Raw genomic sequence first — 21,508 nt, forward strand, 5'->3', positions numbered from 1 at the left:
CATTCGCTTCTATTACAAAGATTTCTATGTCTCTACCAATTACTTTTTACATTATCCTCTTAAAAAGTAATACTCTTGATATATTCATTATTGCCTACACTTTATTTGCAGTTATTAGGCTGCCCTTTTCGTTCATAGCGTTGCATCTTTTGCACTCTCTACTTTTCAGTTAATGAAAGGGATGTTTCTTTTATCCCTTCAAATTCATTTAATAGGTACTTAGCTATCTTTTCAACTGCGGGGAAGTCTACTATTTCCTCATGTGATCCAGGGACAGAATACTTATTTACTCTTCCTTTTAATAAATGTCCCCAATCTGTAAACAACTCTTTTCCTTCCTCAGCACTAAAATAGAGAACTTCTCCAGAGTATGGTATTAAATCATGATCTGCCATTATGTTCAGGCATTTCCTATGAGCATTGATAACTTGCTTCAAATTCATAAGATCTGCATCAGGCGGGAGTACTCCTTCCATAATTAATCGCTCTACAAGCATATCTTGTTCATGGAAGAGGCCTTCCCCCTGCTCAGTAAGATCTCTAGGAATGAAATGCTCATATATATATGAGAGCATATCCTCCGTTGTTTTATAGTCCTGCTCTGAAGGTACTTTAGTATCCATTAGTATCAACAACTCAACTTCCTCACCTTGATTCTTTAGTACAGTTGCGATTTCATAAGCAATCGCACCGCCTAAAGACCATCCTCCAAGACGATATGGACCTTCTGGCTGGACACGTTTGATTTCTTCAATGTAAAGTTGAATTACTTCCGGCAAGGTCAATTCATCAATTTCTCCCTTTTCTATAAGAGGATTCTGTAAACCATAAAATGAACAATGGTTCTTAAGTAATCTTGCTAGTTGAATGTAACAGAATACATTCCCCATAAACGGATGAACACAGAAGAAAGGGCTTTTTTCTGATTCTTGTAGTGGAACTAGCGCTGCTACTGATTTCGTCATATCATGCTTATCACGAATAAGGCATGCGATTCCTTCCAATGTTGGATTCTTAATCAATGTTGACACCTTAATCTCTTTTCCAAACTTCTCCCTAATTTTTGAAACTAATTTAATTACAAGGAGAGAATGTCCTCCTCTATTAAAGAAATCATCATTTACATAGACATCTTCTATCTGTAACACATCCTGCCAGATTTTAATCAACTGATATTCAATTTCATCCCTTGGAATGATTGGTGTAGAGAAGTTATTTTCTCTATGAATAGTTAAATTGTTCAATGCCTTTCGATCAACTTTGCCATTTGTTGTAAGAGGAATCTCGTCTACCTTAATAAAGTGAGCGGGAACCATATAATTTGGTACTTGTGTCTTGAGATACTCACGCCACTCATGCATACTACCATCTCCAACTACATAAGCAACCAATCTCTGCTCTCCTAATTTATCCTCTGTTACCAAAACTACTGCTTCTTTTACCAATGGATGCCTCTCTATACTCGCTTCAATCTCTTCAAGTTCAATACGAAAGCCCCTAATTTTCACTTGATTATCAATTCTTCTCAAGTAATCTAAATTACCATCAGGTAAATAACGAACCAAATCTCCCGTACGATATAAACGTTCTTCTTCCTTAAATGGATGACGGATGAATCGCTCTGCTGTTAATTCTGGGCGATTCAAGTATTCTCTCGCTATACCTGCACCCCCAATATATAGCTCACCTGTTACACCAACTGGAACAGGTAACAAATTTTTATCCAATACATAAGTTTGAACGTTCGGCAACGGACGTCCAATTGTTACTCTCTTACTATCTTTTTTGATATGATAGCATGTTGCATCAACCGTACATTCTGTAGGACCGTATACGTTATAAAAATCAATCTTTTCAGTCTCTACTAGCTGTTCCCATAATGACGGCATGATTGCTTCACCACCGACCAATATCTTGCTTGGTACATGAACATCAGCACTTATTTCTAGCAATCCTCCATCTATTAGTAATTGAAGTAATGAAGGTGTCATATCAAACATTTCCAATTTATTCTCCCTAATATAGGACACAAATTGTTCTGGATTAGTGCGAACTTCACTTGGAATAATATATAAACTTGAACCATAAAGCAGCATTTGTAATTGCTGAATAGATACATCAAAGGCAATTGATGCATTCAAACCAACGCGCATATTACTAGGTATCTCATGTGAGAAAACTTCTTTTTGTAAACCATATGATAGGTTTATTACAGAATGGTGCTGTACTAAAGCTCCCTTTGGATTCCCTGTCGAACCAGAAGTGTAGATAACATACGCTAAGTTTTCCCCTGTTACCTCACATATTGGTGAAAGTTTGCTTTCTTGAGAAAGCATTGCTTGGTCCCTATCTAGGCAAACTGTCTTAATGTCTTTAGGAATCCAGCCTAGTAATACTTCATTTGTAACTAACACTTTAATTCCTGTGTCTTCTAAAATATATTGTAGGCGGCTTTCCGGATTCGATGGATCTAATGGAACATAGGCTGCTCCAGCCTTCCAAATTCCCATGAGACCAACAACCATCTCAACTGAACGCTCAAAGCAAAGGCCAACTAATGACTCTGTCCCAATTCCACATTTCTGTAAATGATGGGCTAATTGATTAGCTCTTTCATTCAGCTCTCGATATGTTAGTTGCTGTTTTTCATCTACCACTGCCAACGCGTCAGGCGTACGATTTACTTGCTCTTCGAATAGTTGATGGATTGCATTCTCACGTGGATAGGATATAGTATTATTATTCCATTCTTCCAATAGCTTTCTTTGTTCAGCTTCCGTAATATATACTAGCTCCGATAGATTTTGATCAATGTTTTTGAGCATTTGCATTAACACTTTGTGTAAATGACCCAGCATTCGTTCAATGGTTACTCTATTAAACTTACTACGGTCATACATTAACTTTAACGATAACTGGATTCCTGGAACTACAGCTAACCCTAATGGGTAGTGGGTTTGTTCTACCCCTTCCAATTCACCAATTTCCAGATTTTCTGAAGACTCCTCTTTCACTGGATAATTTTCAAACACATATAAACTATTGAACAGCGGTATTCCTCTAGGAACTTCACTCCACCCCTGAATCTCTGTCAAAGAAGCATACTCATATTGTCTTCTTTCTATCTCTTCCTCTTGTATCTTCTGCAACCAATCTATTAATTTTATATCATCCATCAATTGAATTCGCGTCGGTGACGTTGTAATGAAAGGACCTACGATGTTTTCAACATCAATAATCTCCGTAGAACGCCCTGAGCTTGTTACACCAAAAACAATGTCATTTTCTCCACTATATCGGCTCATGAGATATGCCCATGCACCTTGAATTACTGTACTCAAAGTAAGTTTATTGCGTTTCGCCCATCCTTGTAACGCTTGAGTCTGCTCTTCTGATAAATACGTAACCTTCTCTGTGTAACCTTTTTCTTCCTCTTTACTTTCTAAGCCCAGCAAAGTTGGCGCAGTAAAACCTTTTAGCTTCTCTCTCCAGAATTGTTCCGCCTGCTCCTTATCTTGCTCTCTTAACCATTGGATATATTTCTTATATGGTGAGGACTTAGGTAACTTCACAGCTTCTCCATTCATTCTCTTCTGATAGGCTGTAAGTAATTCATTAAATACTAATGGTAAACTCCATCCATCCAGTAAAATATGGTGATGGGTCCAAACAATCCGATATTCTTCCTCACCTTCTTGAATGACTGTTACCCGCATCAATGGTGCTTCATCAAATTGGAAGGCTTGTTTTCGATCTAATGCCAAAAAGACTTTTCTTTTTTCCTCTATCTCTTCACTTGTCATTGTACGCCAGTCTTCTTTATTCACTTTAAATGGGATATTTTCATACACCACTTGTACAGGTTCTTCAATTTCGTCCCATACAAATGCTGTACGAAAAATTTCATGCCGCTGAATTACAGATTTCCACGCCTGCTCAAATGTAGGAATATTCATTTTTCCTCGAATCATAAAACTCAATTGCACTATATACGGTGCAACATGTTCATCCCCTTGGTCATGCAATGTGTGGAAAATCATACCTTCTTGCAAAGGTGATAGTGGATATAAATCAGTAATCTGATTGTTCTTTCCGCGATGCATTTTGTTTAGTACATTTGTCAAACCTTCTTGGCTAAGATTAGCCATTGCAAAATCCGAAATGGTCAGTGCAGATTCTCTATCTGAAAATTGAATCAATGTACTCAGTTGATATAGCATATTCTGTGCAATACTTTGAATCGTTGATTTGGCAAATTGTCCAACATTGTATACCCAAGTGAACTGAAGTTTTCCATCCGTTACAACCCCAATTACATCAATTACATGCGATCGCTTGGAACCGGCAGCATGATCTAAACGCTTAAATTCGTTCTCCGGAATAAACATTGCATCGCTAGAAAACATTTGGTCAAATTGTCCAAGATAGTTAAAACTAATAGACGGTGTATATTGGGAGCTTAATTGCTCACACATTGTTGCGTTCATGTAACGCAACACCCCATAATCAACACCCTTATTAGGAATTTTGCGAACTTGTTCTTTAACTGCTTTTAATGCTTCAATTGGCGTATTAGCACTAGTAATATTTAAATGAACTGGGTAAATACTTGTAAACCATCCCACAGTTCTCGATAAATCAACATCTTCAATAATCTCTTCTCGACCATGTCCCTCTAAATCTACGCTCAATATCGGCTGCCCCGTACATGCTGCCGTAGCTTGTACTAATGCTGCTAATAATACTTCATTGATTTGGACACGGTGAGTGCTTAAAGTCTCTTGCAATAACATACGGGTCTCATTCTCATTTAACACCACAGTAATTTCCTCAGTTACTGCGCTTACTGGATTACTTATAGTACCATCTACCGGCAATTTAACTACGTCTTGTTCAGCCTGCTCCTCCCAGTAATGTAGCACTTCTTTTGATAGGCCAGTTTCAGCGTAATGATGTAATTTCTCCGACCATTCTTTAAAAGATGTACTCTTCATAGGTAATTGAATTTTCTGCCCTTGGACTACTTGCGTATATGCTGTTTGCAAATCTTCCAATAAAATTCGCCAAGAAACACCATCCACGGCTAAATGATGAATTGTCCAAAATAATCGGCCAGCGTGCTCACCTTCATCAAAATACACCATTCTCATTAGCGGACCATCATGTAAATTCAAACTTTCTTGTGCAATATTAATCTCTTTTTGAATAACCTGATGCCAATCAGCTTCCGGCACTTCGTCTAATGAAATGACAGTAAGCATCAATTGTTCTTCTATTCCTTCATTCCACTGTTTCCAAACCCCATTAGGTAAACGTTCATATCTTAAACGCAGAGCATCATGATGAAGTAGAAGGTTACCTGCCGCCTTTTCCAGTGATCCTATGTCCAATTTCTCTTTCGTTCTAAAGAACATGGATTGATTCCAATGATGTGGGTTAGGATGATTTTGTGCAAAAAACCTTTGCTGAATAGGTGTAAGTATCGTCTCTCCAGTTATAATTCCCTGTTCAGCTTGTACACCTTGTTCTTCTTTGACTACTTGCGCCAACTCAGCAATTGTTTGGTGTTCAAATATTTGTTTTGGTGTCAATTGTAAACCAACTTGCTTCGCGCGCGAGACAATCTGAATGCTAAGAATTGAATCTCCACCAATTTCAAAGAAGTTATCATTCATACCAATACGTTTTGAACCTAGCACACGTTCCCAAATGATAGAAAGCTTATGTTCACGTTCATTTCTTGGGGCCACGTATCCTTCTTGTGTTCCTTGATAATCTGGTATAGGTAACGATTTCCGATCAATCTTTCCATTTATGGTTAGCGGTAATTCTTTCATTTCGACAAAGTAGGAAGGTATCATATGGATTGGCAGTTTTGTTTTAAGATACTCTCGCCATTCTTCTAAACTGCCTTCGCCCACTACATAAGCTACCAGCCTCTTATCTCCCGACTGATTTTCCCTAACCATTACAACTGCCTCTTTTACTAAGTCATGCTCTTGTAAAGTCGACTCAATCTCTCCAAGTTCAATTCGAAATCCTCTAATCTTCACTTGATTATCCATTCTTCCTAAGTAGTCTATATTACCATCAGGAAGATATCTCACTAGATCACCTGTTCTATATAACCTCTCGCCTTCTTTGAATGGATGAGAAATAAATCGTTCGGATGTTAACTCTGGACGATTCAAGTACCCCCTTGCTAGACCTGCTCCTCCGATATAAAGTTCCCCCATTACACCAACTGGAACTGGCAACCTATTTCTATCTAATACATAAGTTTGGATGTTAGGCAATGGACGTCCAATTGTTACTCTCTTACTACCTTTCTTGATATGATAGCATGTTGCATCAACCGTACATTCTGTAGGACCATATACATTATAAAACTGGATTTTATCAGTCTCTACTAGCTGTTCCCATAATGACGGCATAATTGCTTCACCACCAACCAGTACCTTACTTGGAACATGAACGCCATCGCACGTTTCTAACAATCCGACATCTATAAGTAATTGAAGCAATGAAGGTGTTATATCAAAGATTTCTAACTTGTTCTCCCTAATATAAGCTACAAACTGCTCCGGATCACTTCGTACTTCGCTTGGAATAATATACAAACTTGAACCATAAAGCAGCATTTGTAATTGCTGGATAGATGCATCAAAGGCAATTGACGCATTTAAACCGACATGCATGTTAGATGGTATCTCATGTTCGAAAACCTCTTTTTGTAAACCATACGACAAGTTTAGTACAGAATGATGCTGTATCGAGACACCCTTTGGATTCCCCGTTGATCCTGAAGTATAGATAACATACGCTAAGTCTTCTCCTGTTACTTCACATTTTGGTGAAAGAATGCTTTCTTGTGAAATCATTATTTGATCCCTGTCTAGACAAACTATCTTGATTTCTTTAGGTATCCAATCTTCCAATGACTCGTTCGTAACTAATACTTGAATTCCAGTGTCCTCCAAAATATATCGTAGGCGACTTTCTGGATATGATGGATCCAATGGAACATAGGCTGCTCCAGCCTTCCAGATCCCCATAATACTAACAATCATCTCAACTGAACGCTCAAAGCAAATTCCAACTAATGATTCAGTCCCAATCCCACATTGCTGAAGATAGTGGGCCAATTGATTAGCTTTTTCATTCAGCTCTCGATATGTTAACTGCTGTTTTTCATCTACCACTGCTACCGCATCAGGTGTACGATTTACTCGCTCTTCAAACAGCTGATGAATCGTACTTTCCTGTGGATATGCTACAGTATTATTATTCCACTCCTCCAACTGTTTTTGCTGTAATCCTGATAATATAGGCAACTTAGCTAATGATTTATCAGGATTCTCCACGATTACATTCAACCAGTTCCCAAAATGTTCAGCCATGGATTCAATAGTTAAGCTGTCAAATAAATCAGTTCTATAAACAAAAGTAAGTAATAAACCCTCTTCCACTTCTGCAGCAGTTAAACTTAAATCAAACTTAGCGATCGGAGCATTACTTTCCATTACTTCTATATTTCTTCCATGTAGTTCTGGTAGCTTCTGTCCCGTATTTTGCAAAGTAAACATGGTTTGAAAAATCGGAGAATGGCTTGTATTTCGTTCAGGTTGGATAACCTCTACAATTTTCTCAAACGGAACATCTTGATACTCATACGCCTTCAATGCTTTTATCCGTACTTGAGATAACAACTCTTGAAATGCCGGTGCATTACTTAAATCAGCTCGATAAACCAAAGTGTTGACAAAGAAACCAATTAGCCCCTCAATTTCTCGATAATTTCGATTTGCAATTGGGCTACCAACAATAATATCCGTTTGTCCCGTATAACGAGCAAGGAAACTTTGATACGATGCCAATAAGGTCATGAAAAGTGTGGCCCCTTCTTGACGACTTAGTTCGTTTAATTTATCCAGTAATGAGCGTGACAACAAAACATTATGAGTTAATCCATGATGGGTTTGCACTGGCGGACGCGGACGATCCATTGGCAACATTAAGACTGGTAACTCACCAGATAATTCTTCCTTCCAATATGCAAGCTGTTGATATAGTACTTCATCTTTCAACCAGTCTCTTTGCCACTGAGCAAAATCGGCATATTGAACTGGTAGTGGTTGCAGCTCTGCTTGTTTTTCACCAATCGCATTCTCATAAAATGCCATCCATTCTTGAAGCAAGATTTCCATCGACCACCCATCCGAGATAATATGATGCATATTACACAGAAGAACCCATTCTTCTTCTGAAATTCTTATGAGTTTCCCACGGAATAATGGCCCTTGTTCTAAATCAAATGGAGATTCGACTTCAGTTTGAATCCATTGCTCCAACTTTCTTTCTCGCTCCTCTAATGAAAGCTTAGTTAAGTCCATTTGCAGAAGCGGACGGAAAACGTACGGTTGAATCTGCTGCACAGGATGGCCATCCTCTTCATAAAATACAGTCCGCAAAGATTCATGACGCTCTATCAACTGATTCCATCCCAACTCCAATGCCTCAGGTAACCAATTCCCTGTAAGACGGCATACCATTGGCATATTATAAAGTGCACTATTAGGTGCAAATTGATCAATAAACCATAAGCGCTGTTGGGCATAAGATAGTGGAATATTATTTCCACGTTCCATCGGCACCAATGGTGGAATTTCTCGTTTTTCATTCCCCTTACGTAACTGATCCATTCGTTTCGCTAATGCCTCGATCGTTGAATATTCGAACAGTTCACGTACTGGCAATTTGATTTGAAAGACTTCCTGTAAGCGTGAGACCACTTGTGTAGCAAGTAGAGAGTGACCACCAAGCTCAAAGAAAGAATCTTGAACACCAATGTCTCCTATTCCTAGCACTTGACTCCACACTGAAGCGATAAGTTCTTCCAGCGGAGTTCTTGGGTATACAGTATTTTCAGCGGATTGTTCACTAAGTATAGGCAATGCCTTCAAATCAAGTTTTCCATTCGGTGTAAGTGGTAAAAATTCCATCTCAATAAAGTTTGTTGGAACCATGTAATTTGGTAAATGTGTTTGTAGATGTTCTCGCCATTCATGGACACTTCCTTCACCAACTACATAAGCTACTAATCTCTTATCACCTTGATTATCCTCTCGTACCAATACAACTGCTTCTTTCACAGAAGAATGTGCCTGCAAAACAGCTTCTATTTCTCCCAATTCAATCCGGAAACCACGAATTTTTACTTGGTCATCTATACGTCCATGGAACTGGAGATTACCATCAGAAAGATAACTTGCTTTGTCTCCTGTATAATAGAGACGTTCTCCTGACTTGAAAGGATGTGGAATAAATTTTTCCTTTGTAAGATCCGGACGATTAGCATATCCACGTGCAAGACTCTTCCCTCCAATATAGAGATCTCCAATTACGCCAATTGGTACTAGCTGAAGATGAGAATCTAACACATAAACTTCTGTATTTGCAATCGGTCGACCAATCGATGGCGTACCTGTTGTCACTCCTACAGGTACATAACAATCTGTGGTAACAACGGTATTTTCCGATGGACCATACTGATTAATTACCGCAAAAGGAATATCGTTAGATGGGTACTGCGTTAATTGATCCCCACCAGTAATGATAAAACGAAGATCCGTTTTATCTGGCCAAGATAATTTCAAGAGCCTTTCCAGAATAGGCGTAGGTGCAAAGCTAGCTGTTATTCGTGAATCAATGAGCCAGTCCCTTAGTGCTTCTGGATTAATTCTCAGTTCCTCTGTTGACAAGTAGAGTGCTGCGCCAGCAGTTAGATACGGCCAGATCTCCTGGACAGCCGAATCAAAAGCAACCCCTGCAATCTGAGTCGCACGATCCTCTGCTGAAATATGATAAACTTCCTGATGCCAAGAAACCATATTCATTAATGAGCGATATTCAACCATTACACCCTTCGGTTTTCCTGTAGAACCAGAGGTATAAACAATATAGGCTAAGTTCTCTGGATTTATTTGACGTGTAGGTGCGATTACGCTTTCCACCGTTAATTCTTCTAACCTCACCATTTCGACGTGTGCGAAATGTCCGTCTTGTCCTTCCGCCGTCACTACAAATTGAATTCCTGCATCTTCAATCATGTATTCTAACCTTGATTTTGGATACAACGGATCTAAAACGACATAAGCTCCACCAGCTTTTAAAATGCCTAGTAAACTTACCATCAGCTCAGCTGATCTCGGAAGATAAACCCCTACCACTGACTCTGGGGCTACTCCCTTTCGCTGTAAAACATTTGCCAACTGATTTGCTTGTGTATCCAATTCACCATAAGTCCACTGTTTTGTTTGATCAACTATCGCAATCGCATCAGGACGCCTTGCTACTTGCTCCTCAAATTTGTCGCAAATAAGACCCTGATGAGACATTTCCATTACAGTGTCATTCCATGTTTCTAATAACAAAGTACGCTCGGTTTCTGATAGCATGCTCAGGTCATGCAACGGATTTTGTGGGCGATGAGAAACTTCATGTAGCCATTTCTCAAAGTGTCCTGCCATCCGTTCAATAGTAGTAGCATTGAATAAATCCTTATTGTACTCAAAAGTAAAAAGTAATCCCTCTTCCGTCTCAACTGCCATTACACTTAAATCAAACTTTGCAATTGGACTATGGCTTTCTATCATTTCAATACTTCTACTAGATAACACCGGTAACTCTTGTTTCATATTTTGCAAGATGAACATAGTCTGGAAAATTGGCGAATGACTTGTACTTCGCTCCGGTTGCACAACTTCTACAATTTTTTCAAATGGAATATCTTGATATTCATACGCCTTCAATGCCTTTTGACGAACCTGATACAGTACATCTTGAAATGTCGGTCTACCACTCAAATTAGCTCGATAAACCAGCGTGTTAACGAAGAAACCAATTAGTCCTTCAATTTCTCTATAATTCCGATTCGCAATTGGGCTTCCGACCAGAATATCTTCTTGTCCCGTATAACGAGATAGAAAGCTTTGATATGCAGCTAAAAGCGTCATGAAGAGCGTAGCCCCTTCTTTTCGACTAAGTTCATTCAATTTATCATGTAGCGTGCTTGGCAGAACCATAGTGTATGTCGACCCGTGATGAGTTTGTATTGCGGGACGCGGGCGATCCACAGGAAGTTGGAGTACAGGAAGCTCCCCAGACAATTCTTCCCTCCAATATTGGAGTTGTTGATCAAGCACCTCCTCCTTTAACCATCCTTTTTGCCACTGAGCAAAGTCGGCATATTGAACCGGTAATGGTTCAAGTTCCGCTACCTTTCCATCCGTTGCTTTCTCATAAAATGCCATCCATTCTTCAAGTAGGATTCCCATTGACCATCCATCTGAAATGATATGATGTAGAGTACAAAGGAGTATCCATTCTTCCTCTCCCACGTGCAAAATACTTGTCCTGATTAATGGACCCTCTGTTAAATCAAATGGTACTTCTGTTTCTTGTTGAATTAAACGTTTAACTTCTTCTTCTTGATCTTCAGAAGAAAGCATAGTTAAATCCGTTTTCGGAATTGATTGAAAAGCATACGGTTCAATTTGCTGTACGGGTTGACCATTCACCTCTTGAAAGACCGTCCGCAGTGATTCATGACGTTCTATTAGTTGATTCCATCCCGTTTCCAATGCTTCAAGTAGCCAATTCCCTGTAAGACGGCATACCATTGGCATATTGTAAAGGGCACTATTAGGTGTAAATTGATCAATAAACCATAAACGTTGTTGGGCATAAGATAGTGGAATAGCTTCTCCTCGTTTCATTGGTATTAGTGGCGGAATCTCTCGTTTTTTATCTCCTTTACGTAACTGTTCTAATCGCTTTGCCAGTGACTCCACCGTTGTATATTCAAATAGTTCACGTACTGGTAATTCGATTTGAAAAATTCTCTGTAAACGTGACACTACTTGAGTAGCTAGTAGTGAATGACCACCGATTTCAAAAAAGGAATCCTGAACACTAATATTTTTTATTCCTAACACTTGGCTCCAAACGGAAACGATGAGCTCCTCCACTGGTGTTCGTGATGAAGTAATATCTTCACTTATGAACTGTTCTTCTAATTCCAATAATGCTTTCCGATTCACTTTACCATTTGGAGTGAGTGGCATACCTTCAATTTGGAAAAAGTATGCCGGAACCATATAATGTGGTAATTGCTTCTTGAGATATTCACGCCATTCTCCAGCATCCCCTTCACCCACTACATAAGCTACTAACTGCTTATCTCCTGGTCGTTCTTCCTTCACCAACACGACTGCCTCTTTTACAGATGAGTGATCATGTAAAGCTGCTTCAATTTCTCCCAATTCAATTCGGAATCCTCTAATTTTAACTTGGTTATCTATTCTTCCAATATATTCTAAGTTACGATCATTCATATATCTCACCAAGTCACCCGTTCGATATAATCGTTCCCCGTCCTTAAAAGGATGCGGTATAAATCGTTCAGTAGTTAAATCCGGTCGATTGAAGTAGCCACGTGCCAATCCTACTCCTCCAAGGTAAAGTTCCCCTGCCACACCAATCGGGACCACTTGTTGATATTGATCTAACACATACAACTCTGTATTATCAATTGGACGACCAATCGGAATAATCATTGCTTCTTTTTCTAAATCACAATCGTAATAAGTCACATCCACAGTCGCTTCAGTAGGACCATACAAGTTAATTAACTTTGTTTGCTGAACATTGTAAAAGATCCCCTTAAACCGGCGAACATGCTCAGTGTTTAACGCTTCTCCACTAGTAAAAACTTGAATTAAAGACGATACATCCCTTTTCGAATTATATAGTTCCATATAATCTAAGAAAGTAGATAACATCGACGGAACAAAGTGTATGGTGGACACGCGATATCGTTCAATATACTCCTCAATCACCGCAGGATCTTTCTCTCCTCCTGGTGGAAGTAAACAAACACGTGCTCCTACAAATGACCACCAAAATAATTCCCATACAGAAACATCAAATGAAAACGGTGTCTTTTGTAGGATTGTATCCTCCTCGGACAATGGGTATTTTTTCTGCATCCACTGTAGGCGGTTGATAACGGAATGATGTTCAATCATTACCCCCTTTGGATTTCCCGTCGAACCCGAAGTGTATATAATATAGGCTAAGTTATTTGCTGTTACTCCACTTACCGGAGCTAAATTACTCTCTTTAGAAATCATCACTTGATCCCGGTCTAAACAAATTGCTTGAATATCTTTAGGTAACCAGTCCTGTAGTGCCTCTTTTGTTAACAGCACTTGAATTTGTGAATTCTCCAAAATATATCTCAGGCGGTTTTCAGGATAACTTGGGTCCAGTGGGACATAAGCCCCACCTGCCTTCAAAATCCCAAAGAGACCGATAATCATATCAGGAGAACGTTCAATACATATACCAACCAATGATTCAGGTCCGATACCTCGTTTTTGTAGAAAATGTGCCAATTGATTCGATTTTTCATTTAGTTCTTGATACGTTAGCTTTCCACCCTCATAAACTACCGCCACTGCGTCAGGTGTCCGTGCAACTTGCTGCTCAAATAGCTCATGAATCATACAATCATGACCATAAACTACGTCCGTATCATTCCATTCTTCTAGGAGTTGTTTTTGCTCAGTATCCGATAACATTGACAGCTTTGTATATGATTCATCTGGATGATACGTGATTTCATTTAGCCAGTTCTCAAAATGTCCTGCCATACGTGCAATGGTACTACTATCAAATAAATCCGTGTTGTATTCAAATGAGACGAATAGACCTTCTTCCACTTCATAGGCAGTTAAGCTCAAATCAAATTTAGCAATAGACATATTACTTTCTACCATTTCAATACTTCTATCAGGCAAATCTAGTCGTTCTTGTTTTATATTCTGTAGCGTAAACATGGTCTGAAATATAGGAGAATGACTCATGCTTCGTTCAGGTTGCACAGCTTCTACCACTTTTTCAAATGGTATATCTTGATATTCGTAAGCTTTTAACGCCTTTTTCTTTGTTTGGTTCAAAATCTCCCGAAAAGTAGGGGTGCCACTCAAATCTGATCGATAAACCAACGTATTAACAAAGAAACCAATTAATCCTTCTACTCCCTTATGGTTCCGATTTGCAATCGGGCTACCAACTAGAATATCTTTTTGTCCCGTATAACGAGCAAGAAAGCTCTGGTATGCGGCCATTAAAGTCATAAATAAAGTAGATCCTTCTTGTCGACTTATATCCTTCAATTGACTGAGCAATTTATAAGGAAAAATCACATGATGCGCAGCCCCAGAGTAAGTCTGCTTAACCGGTCGAGGTCGATCCACTGGCAGTTGTAAGATAGGAAGCTCACCAGACAATTCTTCCTGCCAATACGTAAGCTGACGATTTAGCACATCACCTTGCAACCACCCCTTTTGCCACTTCGCAAAGTCTGCATATTGAATAGATAATGAACTTAATTTAGCAGGATTTCCGCCCGTTTCTTCTTCATAGAAAGCAAGGAATTCATTCATGAATATACCAATGGACCAAGCATCAGAAATAATATGATGCATCGTACACAGTAATAACCATTCATCCTTCTCTAATTGAACAAGCTGATTACGAATTAAAGGACCATTCATTAAATCAAATGGTTCTTGCGCTTCTCTCGCAATTAAACTATCTACCTCTTTTTCTTTTACTTCTAGAGGAAGTTGAGAGTAATCCCTTACAGGTAATGCTCTAGGAAGGAATTCGACAATTTGTTGCACAGGCTGTTCTCCTATTTCTTTAAAAACAGTTCGTAATGATTCATGACGTTCAATGAGTCGATTGAATCCCTTCTCTAATGCTTCAGGTATCCAATTTCCTTTTAGATGCCATACGGTTGGAATATTATATAAAGAACTGTTTGGGTTAAATCTGTCCATAAACCACAAACGTTGTTGTGCATAAGACAACGGGAGTGCTTCTTTATTCTCCTTTTTTTGCATTTGCTTCTGAAGCCATGCTCTCTTCTCAGGAGAAAGTGAACTCAGCTTTGCAAGTAAATCACTTCTCATTTTTTTACCCCTTCCTCAATCAAATTACTCTCAAATATCCCTTGTGCTTCTTCCTCTGATAACTCTTCTAATTGCTTAAGCAGTTCCAGTAATTCTTCATCATTACTCACTTCTGCTTCTTTTTGAATATAATCTTGAAGGCTTATATTCTCCTTACTATCATTCTGCATTTCTTGATTTTTGTTATCGAGCAATTGATCAATCTGTTCTGCCAATTGCTGCACCGTATGAAACATAAATAAATCATGCAATGGTATCTCGATTCCAAAAGCCTCTTTAAGATTGGAAACAGCTTGCGTAGCAAGTAATGAATGTCCACCAATTTCAAAAAACGAATCTTGAATTCCGATGTTTTCCATGCCTAAAACTTCATGCCATATCGAAACAATTGTTTTTTCCGTAGACGTACGAGGAGCAATATAACAACTCGCTATCTCCTGCTTCTCTGGTGCTGGTAAAGCCTTCCTATCAATTTTTCCATTAGGAGTGAGTGGAAATGCATTTAATTCAACAAAATAGGATGGAATCATATAATTTGGTAGTTGGTCCTTGAGATAATCACGCCACTTTTGAGAATCACCGTCTCCTACAACATAGGCAATCAAACGTGGATCGCCAGGATAATCTTCCCGCACCATCACAATAGCTTCGTTAACTAATGTATGCTTTTGTAATACCGCTTCGATTTCTCCTAGTTCAATCCGGAACCCACGAATTTTCACCTGATGATCAATTCGTCCAACATACTCCAAATTTCCATCCGGCAAATACCTTACTAGATCTCCAGTCCGGTATACTCGCTCGTCTTCTTTAAACGGATGCGGTATAAATCGATTTTTCGTTAAGTCAGGGCGTTTTAAATATCCACGTGCTAACCCTGATCCACCAATGTACAACTCACCAACTACACCAATTGGAACCATTTTTTGTTCAGCACTCAATACATATACTTCTGTATTGAAGATTGGTTTACCAATTGGTGGTACCCTATGCATGACACCCTTTTCTAATTCCAGATACGTGGAATACGTAGTATCTTCAGACGGTCCATATAAGTTGAACACCTTCTCAATCGTACTTCTCTCGTATAAATCTTGAACAAGCGGATATGGTAACGGTTCTCCAGCCAAATTCATTACCTTTACTGAAGAAGGAATTGTTTTTGCTCGAACCAGTTCCTTTGCTGCCGATGGCACAGTATTAACCAAAGTCACACCTTTGGTAGACAACTTGTCTAGATGTAGAGCATTTTCAGCGACAATCACCTTACCACCCATCGTTAAGGGAACAAATACTTCAAAAACGGATAAATCAAAAGATAGTGAAGTTGAAGCTAATACTCCCGCTAATTCCTTTCGAGAATACGTATGATGCGCCCAATGAATCATTGTTACTGTATTCCTGTGCTCAATCATTACTCCCTTTGGATTTCCCGTGGAACCTGAAGTATAGATAATATAGGCTAAGTTATCACCCGTCACTTCACTCGTGCATACCGTAGTAACTTCTTGTTCTATTTCTGCTCGATTACGATCAATACAAATGACGTTAACGAATGTAGGTATAACCATTTTTTGTTGTAACTTTTCCTGTGTCACCAGTACCTTTATTTGAGCATCTTCTAAAATGTACTGCAGTCGACTTTCCGGATACGCTGGATCAATTGGGACATATGCTCCTCCCGCCTTCATAATTCCTAAGAGACCGACAATCATCTCGGATGAACGTGTAACGCAAATCCCAACCAATGTTTCGCATGTTACACCATTTTTTTGTAAATAATGTGCCAACTGATTCGAGCGTTCGTCCAACTCTCGATATGTTAGTTCTTCATCTTCGCACACTACTGCAATTGCTTCTGGTGTTTTTTCCACTTGTTCTTCAAACATTGTATGAATCGTACTATCTTCTATATCTATAACGGCTGATTCATTCCATTCCTCTAGTAGTTGCTTATATTCCACTTTCGATAACATATTCAATTCTGATAATAAACATTTTGGATAAGAGGCAATTTGATTTAACCAATGTTCAAAATGATTTACCATACGTTTAATGGTTGTATCATTAAACAAATCAGTATTATATTCAAAGGTTAGTGATAATCCTTCTTCCGTCTCAGAAGCAAATAAACTCAAATCAAATTTGGCAACAGAAACATGGCTTTCCATGAGTTCCATTTGTCTTTCGGATAGCTGAAGAAACTCTTGTTTCGTATTCTGTAAAGTAAACATAGTTTGGAATATTGGTGAATGACTTGTATTCCGTTCAGGTTTTACGGATTCTACCACTTTCTCAAATGGGATGTCCTGATACTCGTATGCTTTTAGTGCTTTTTTTCTTATCTGCGACAATAGTTCTTGGAACGTCGGATTTCCACTGAAATCAGCTCGATAAACTAACGTATTTGCAAAGAATCCTATTAATCCCTCAATCTCTTTCACATTTCGATTAGCGATGGGGCTTCCAACTATAATGTCGTCCTGTCCTGTATAACGAGAAAGGAAGCTTTGATACGCTGCCATCAATGTCATAAATAAAGTGCATCCTTCTTGCAAACTTAAATCTTTGAGCTTTTCCTGTAAGGAATTCGCCACTATTAAGGACTGACTTGCACCACGATGGGTTTGAACTGCAGGTCGAGGACGATCCATCGGTAATTGTAAAACCGGTAGTTCCCCAGATAATTCTTCCTTCCAATATTGAAGATGCTGATTCAAACTCTCCTCTTTTTGCCATTCCTTCTGCCACATAACAAAATCTGCATATTGGATAGATAACTCCTTCAATTCCACTGGTTTTCCGGTTAGTGCTCCTTCATAAAAAGCCATCCATTCTTCAAGTAAGATTCCCATTGACCATCCATCTGAAATAATATGATGCATCGTACAAATGAGAACCCATTCTTCCCTGTCCACTTTCAATATTCGTGTTCGAATCAGAGGACCTTGTCCAAAATGAAATGGTTCCTCCGCCTCGTTTTGAATAAGGCGTTTCATTTCTCTTTCCCTATCTTCCAAAGAAAGATCTGTTAGATTCGTTTGAGGAATATGCCTGAACACATGAGATTGAACTTGTTGAAAAGGTTCACCCTCTTGTTCTAGAATTGTCGTCCTTAATGATTCATGACGCTCCAACAATTGATTCCATCCGACCTCCAATGCTTCAATTGACCATTCACCTGTTAAGCGACACGCTGCATGGATATTGTACATAGCACTATTTGGCATTAATTGATCAATAAACCATAGACGTTTCTGCGCATAGGAAAGTGGGATAACTTCTTCTCGTTTCATAGGTACAAGAGGAGCAACCTCTCGTTTTTTATCTTCTTTTCGTAACTGATCCACTCGTTTCGCCAATGCTTCCACTGTATCGTGCTTGAAAAGTTCACGTAATGGAATTTTAATTTGGAACAGTTCTTGCAATCGAGAGACAATTTGAGTAGCAAGTAGTGAGTGCCCACCACGTTCAAAGAAGGAATCCTGAATGCCAATATTTTCTGTTCCTAACACTTGACTCCAAACCGAGGCAATAAGCTCTTCCGATGGCGTCCGAGGTAGCACATTTAAATCTTCAATAGCTTGCTCATCAGGTGCTGGCAAGGCCTTTCGGTCAATTTTCCCATTTGGAGTAAGCGGGAAGTGTTCTAAATCTATAAAGTGCGCTGGAATCATATGATTTGGTAATTGTTTTTGTAAATACTCTCTCCACTCCTCGGTATTTCCATCGCTTATTACATATGCAACCAATCGTTGATCACCTGGACGATCTTCTCTAACTAATACGACAGCCTCTTTAATAAACGAACATTTTTCTAAAGTCGCTTCAATTTCTCCTAATTCAATCCTAAAACCACGCATTTTGACTTGGTGGTCCATTCTACCTATAAATTCTAAATTCCCATCAGTTAAATATCTTACTGAATCTCCTGTTCGATATAGTCGTTCCCCAAATCGATATGGATGCGAAACGAATTTTTCAGCAGTAAGATTCGGACGATTTAAGTATCCACGTGCTAAACCAGCACCACCAATATATAACTCACCCTCAATTCCTATTGATTGCAAGCGTTGATTTTGGTCTAATACATATAATTGCGTGTTCTGTATTGGCTGCCCAATAGAAACAAATTCTTGATTAGGCTGAATATCAAATGCATTCACATAAATAGTGGCTTCAGTTGGCCCATAAAAGTTGGTTAATTTCACTTGTCCACTATAATTCCATTTCTGTTGAAATCGTCTAACCAACCCTGAACTTAGTTCTTCTCCACCAGAAAATACATGGCGTACGGACGAACAATTCATGTTCAATTCAATATGATTGAAGTGGTCTAAGAAAACAGATAACATCGAAGGTACAAATTGAACTATAGTAACCTGATGTTGTTTAATCACTTCAGCTATAATAGAAGGATCTTTTTCTCCACCTGGAGGTAGGAAAGATACACTTGCACCAACGTGAATGCCCCAAAACAATTCCCAAACAGAGACATCAAATGAGAATGGCGTTTTCTGCAAGACCACATCCTTTTCAGAAAGCGGATATTTATGTTGCATCCATTCTAGATAATTAATTACTGAATGATGCTCAATCATTACTCCCTTTGGATTCCCTGTAGATCCTGAAGTATACATAACATACGCTAAATTTTCTCCTGTTACACCACTTATACATGGGGTTGATTCTTCTTTTTCAATTGCAGTGTAATCTTTATTCATACAAATCGTTTCTATATTTTCAGATACAAACAAATTTTTAGAATCCTCTTCCGTCACTAGTACTTCGATTCCAGCATCCTCTAATATATATCGAAGTCGACTCTCTGGATAAGTAGGGTCAAGTGGAACATACGCTGCTCCTGATTTTAGAATACCTAATAACGCTATCATCATTTGTAATGAACGTTCCATATATACTCCAACTAGAGACTCTGGGCCTACACCATGCTTTTGTAGATAATGAGCTAGCTGATTTGCACGCTTCTCCAACTCTTTATAGGTAATTTGTTCATTTTCGTAACTAGCCGCGATTGCTTCCGGTGTTTTTTTAACTTGCTCCTCAAACATCGTATGAATCATGCCTTCAGCCGAATAATTAAATTGAGTATGATTCCATTCCTCTAGTAACTGTATCTGTTCTTCTTCTGTTAAATGAGTAATTTCAAATAGTTTTGAATCTAGGCTCTTCGTCATCTGAATTAATATTTGCAATAAGTGATTCTGAATCAGATTTATTGTTTCTTCATTAAAATAGCTTCGATCATACATCAACTTTAAAGTAATTTTCTTACCGGGCATTACAATGAGTGTTAAAGGATAATTTGTTTGTTCCGTGCTTGTAACATCTAGTAATCTTAAATCATCATTTCTCTCACCTTGAATTGGATAATTTTCAAACACATACAAGGTATGGAATAAGGAGCTATTTCGCGGAACCTCACTCCAGCCTTGAATATCTATCAACGAATTATACTCATACTGTCTTCGTTCCATTTCTTTCATTTGTATTTTACGAAGCCAATCTACTACTGATGTATTATCCGTTAATCGAATTCTGGTAGGTAATGTGTTAATAAATAGCCCCACCATATTCTCTGCTCCCATTAAATCAGTAGGACGTCCAGCGCTAGTTACGCCAAATACGACGTCACTGTCACCGCTATACCTACTCATCAAATAAGCCCATGCACCTTGTACTAACGTATTCAACGTTAATCGACTATTTCGTACCCACTCTTGTAACTTCTCAGTAAGTTTCTCAGATACTTGATAAACACACTCTCCATAGCCCTTCTCTTGTCCTTGATCCTTTCTTTCCATTGCTAATGGCGTAGGTGCATAGAACCCTTTTAATTCTTCTTTCCAAAATTCCTCTGCTTGACTTTGATCTTGTTTATTTATCCACTGGATATATTTTTTATAAGGAAGAGATTTAGGAAGAGTCAATAATTCTCCCTTTATCATCTTGAGATAAACTTCCATCACTTCACTAAAGACCAATGACACACTCCATCCATCTAGCAAAATATGATGATGTGTCCAAATAATTCTCGTTTCCTCTTTTGCTTCTTTGATCGCAGTGACTCTCATCAATGGTGCTTCATCCAATAAAAATCCTTTTCTACGATCTACATTCAAAAACTGTTGTAATTTCTTCACCCTTTCCTCATGTGGATAGGTGCTCCAATCCTCTTGATGAATAGTAAAAGGAAGACGTTGGTAAACCGCTTGTAGTGGCTTTTCTACTTCCTCCCATACAAATACTGAACGTAAAACCTCATGTCGATTAATAACATATTCCCAAGCCTTTTCAAAAGTATCAACATCCAATTGCCCCCCGAGCAAGAAACCTACTTGTACAATATAGGAAAAAGAATGTTCATCATCTTGATCGTATAAAGTATGAAACAGTATTCCTTTTTGCAAAGGTGATAAACCATATATATCAATAACGTCTCCCAT

General features: G+C 38.6%; 2 protein-coding genes. Both read right to left on the bottom strand.

The window, feature by feature from the left end; all coding sequences use genetic code 11:
- Positions 1-158: 158 nt before the first annotated feature.
- Entirely contained in the window at positions 159-15,041 is a 14,883-nt protein-coding gene (locus ES895_RS14010; protein WP_135238423.1) for a non-ribosomal peptide synthetase, read from the bottom strand.
- Positions 15,038-21,508 (bottom strand): non-ribosomal peptide synthetase, encoded by a 6,471-nt coding sequence (locus ES895_RS14015; protein ID WP_135238424.1) that lies wholly within the window; start codon positions 21,506-21,508, stop codon positions 15,038-15,040. Before ES895_RS14015 ends, ES895_RS14010 begins: the two co-directional genes overlap by 4 nt.

Source organism: Bacillus sp. 007/AIA-02/001, from assembly GCF_004634455.1.
GTDB classification, from domain to species: domain Bacteria; phylum Bacillota; class Bacilli; order Bacillales; family Bacillaceae_G; genus Bacillus_A; species Bacillus_A cereus.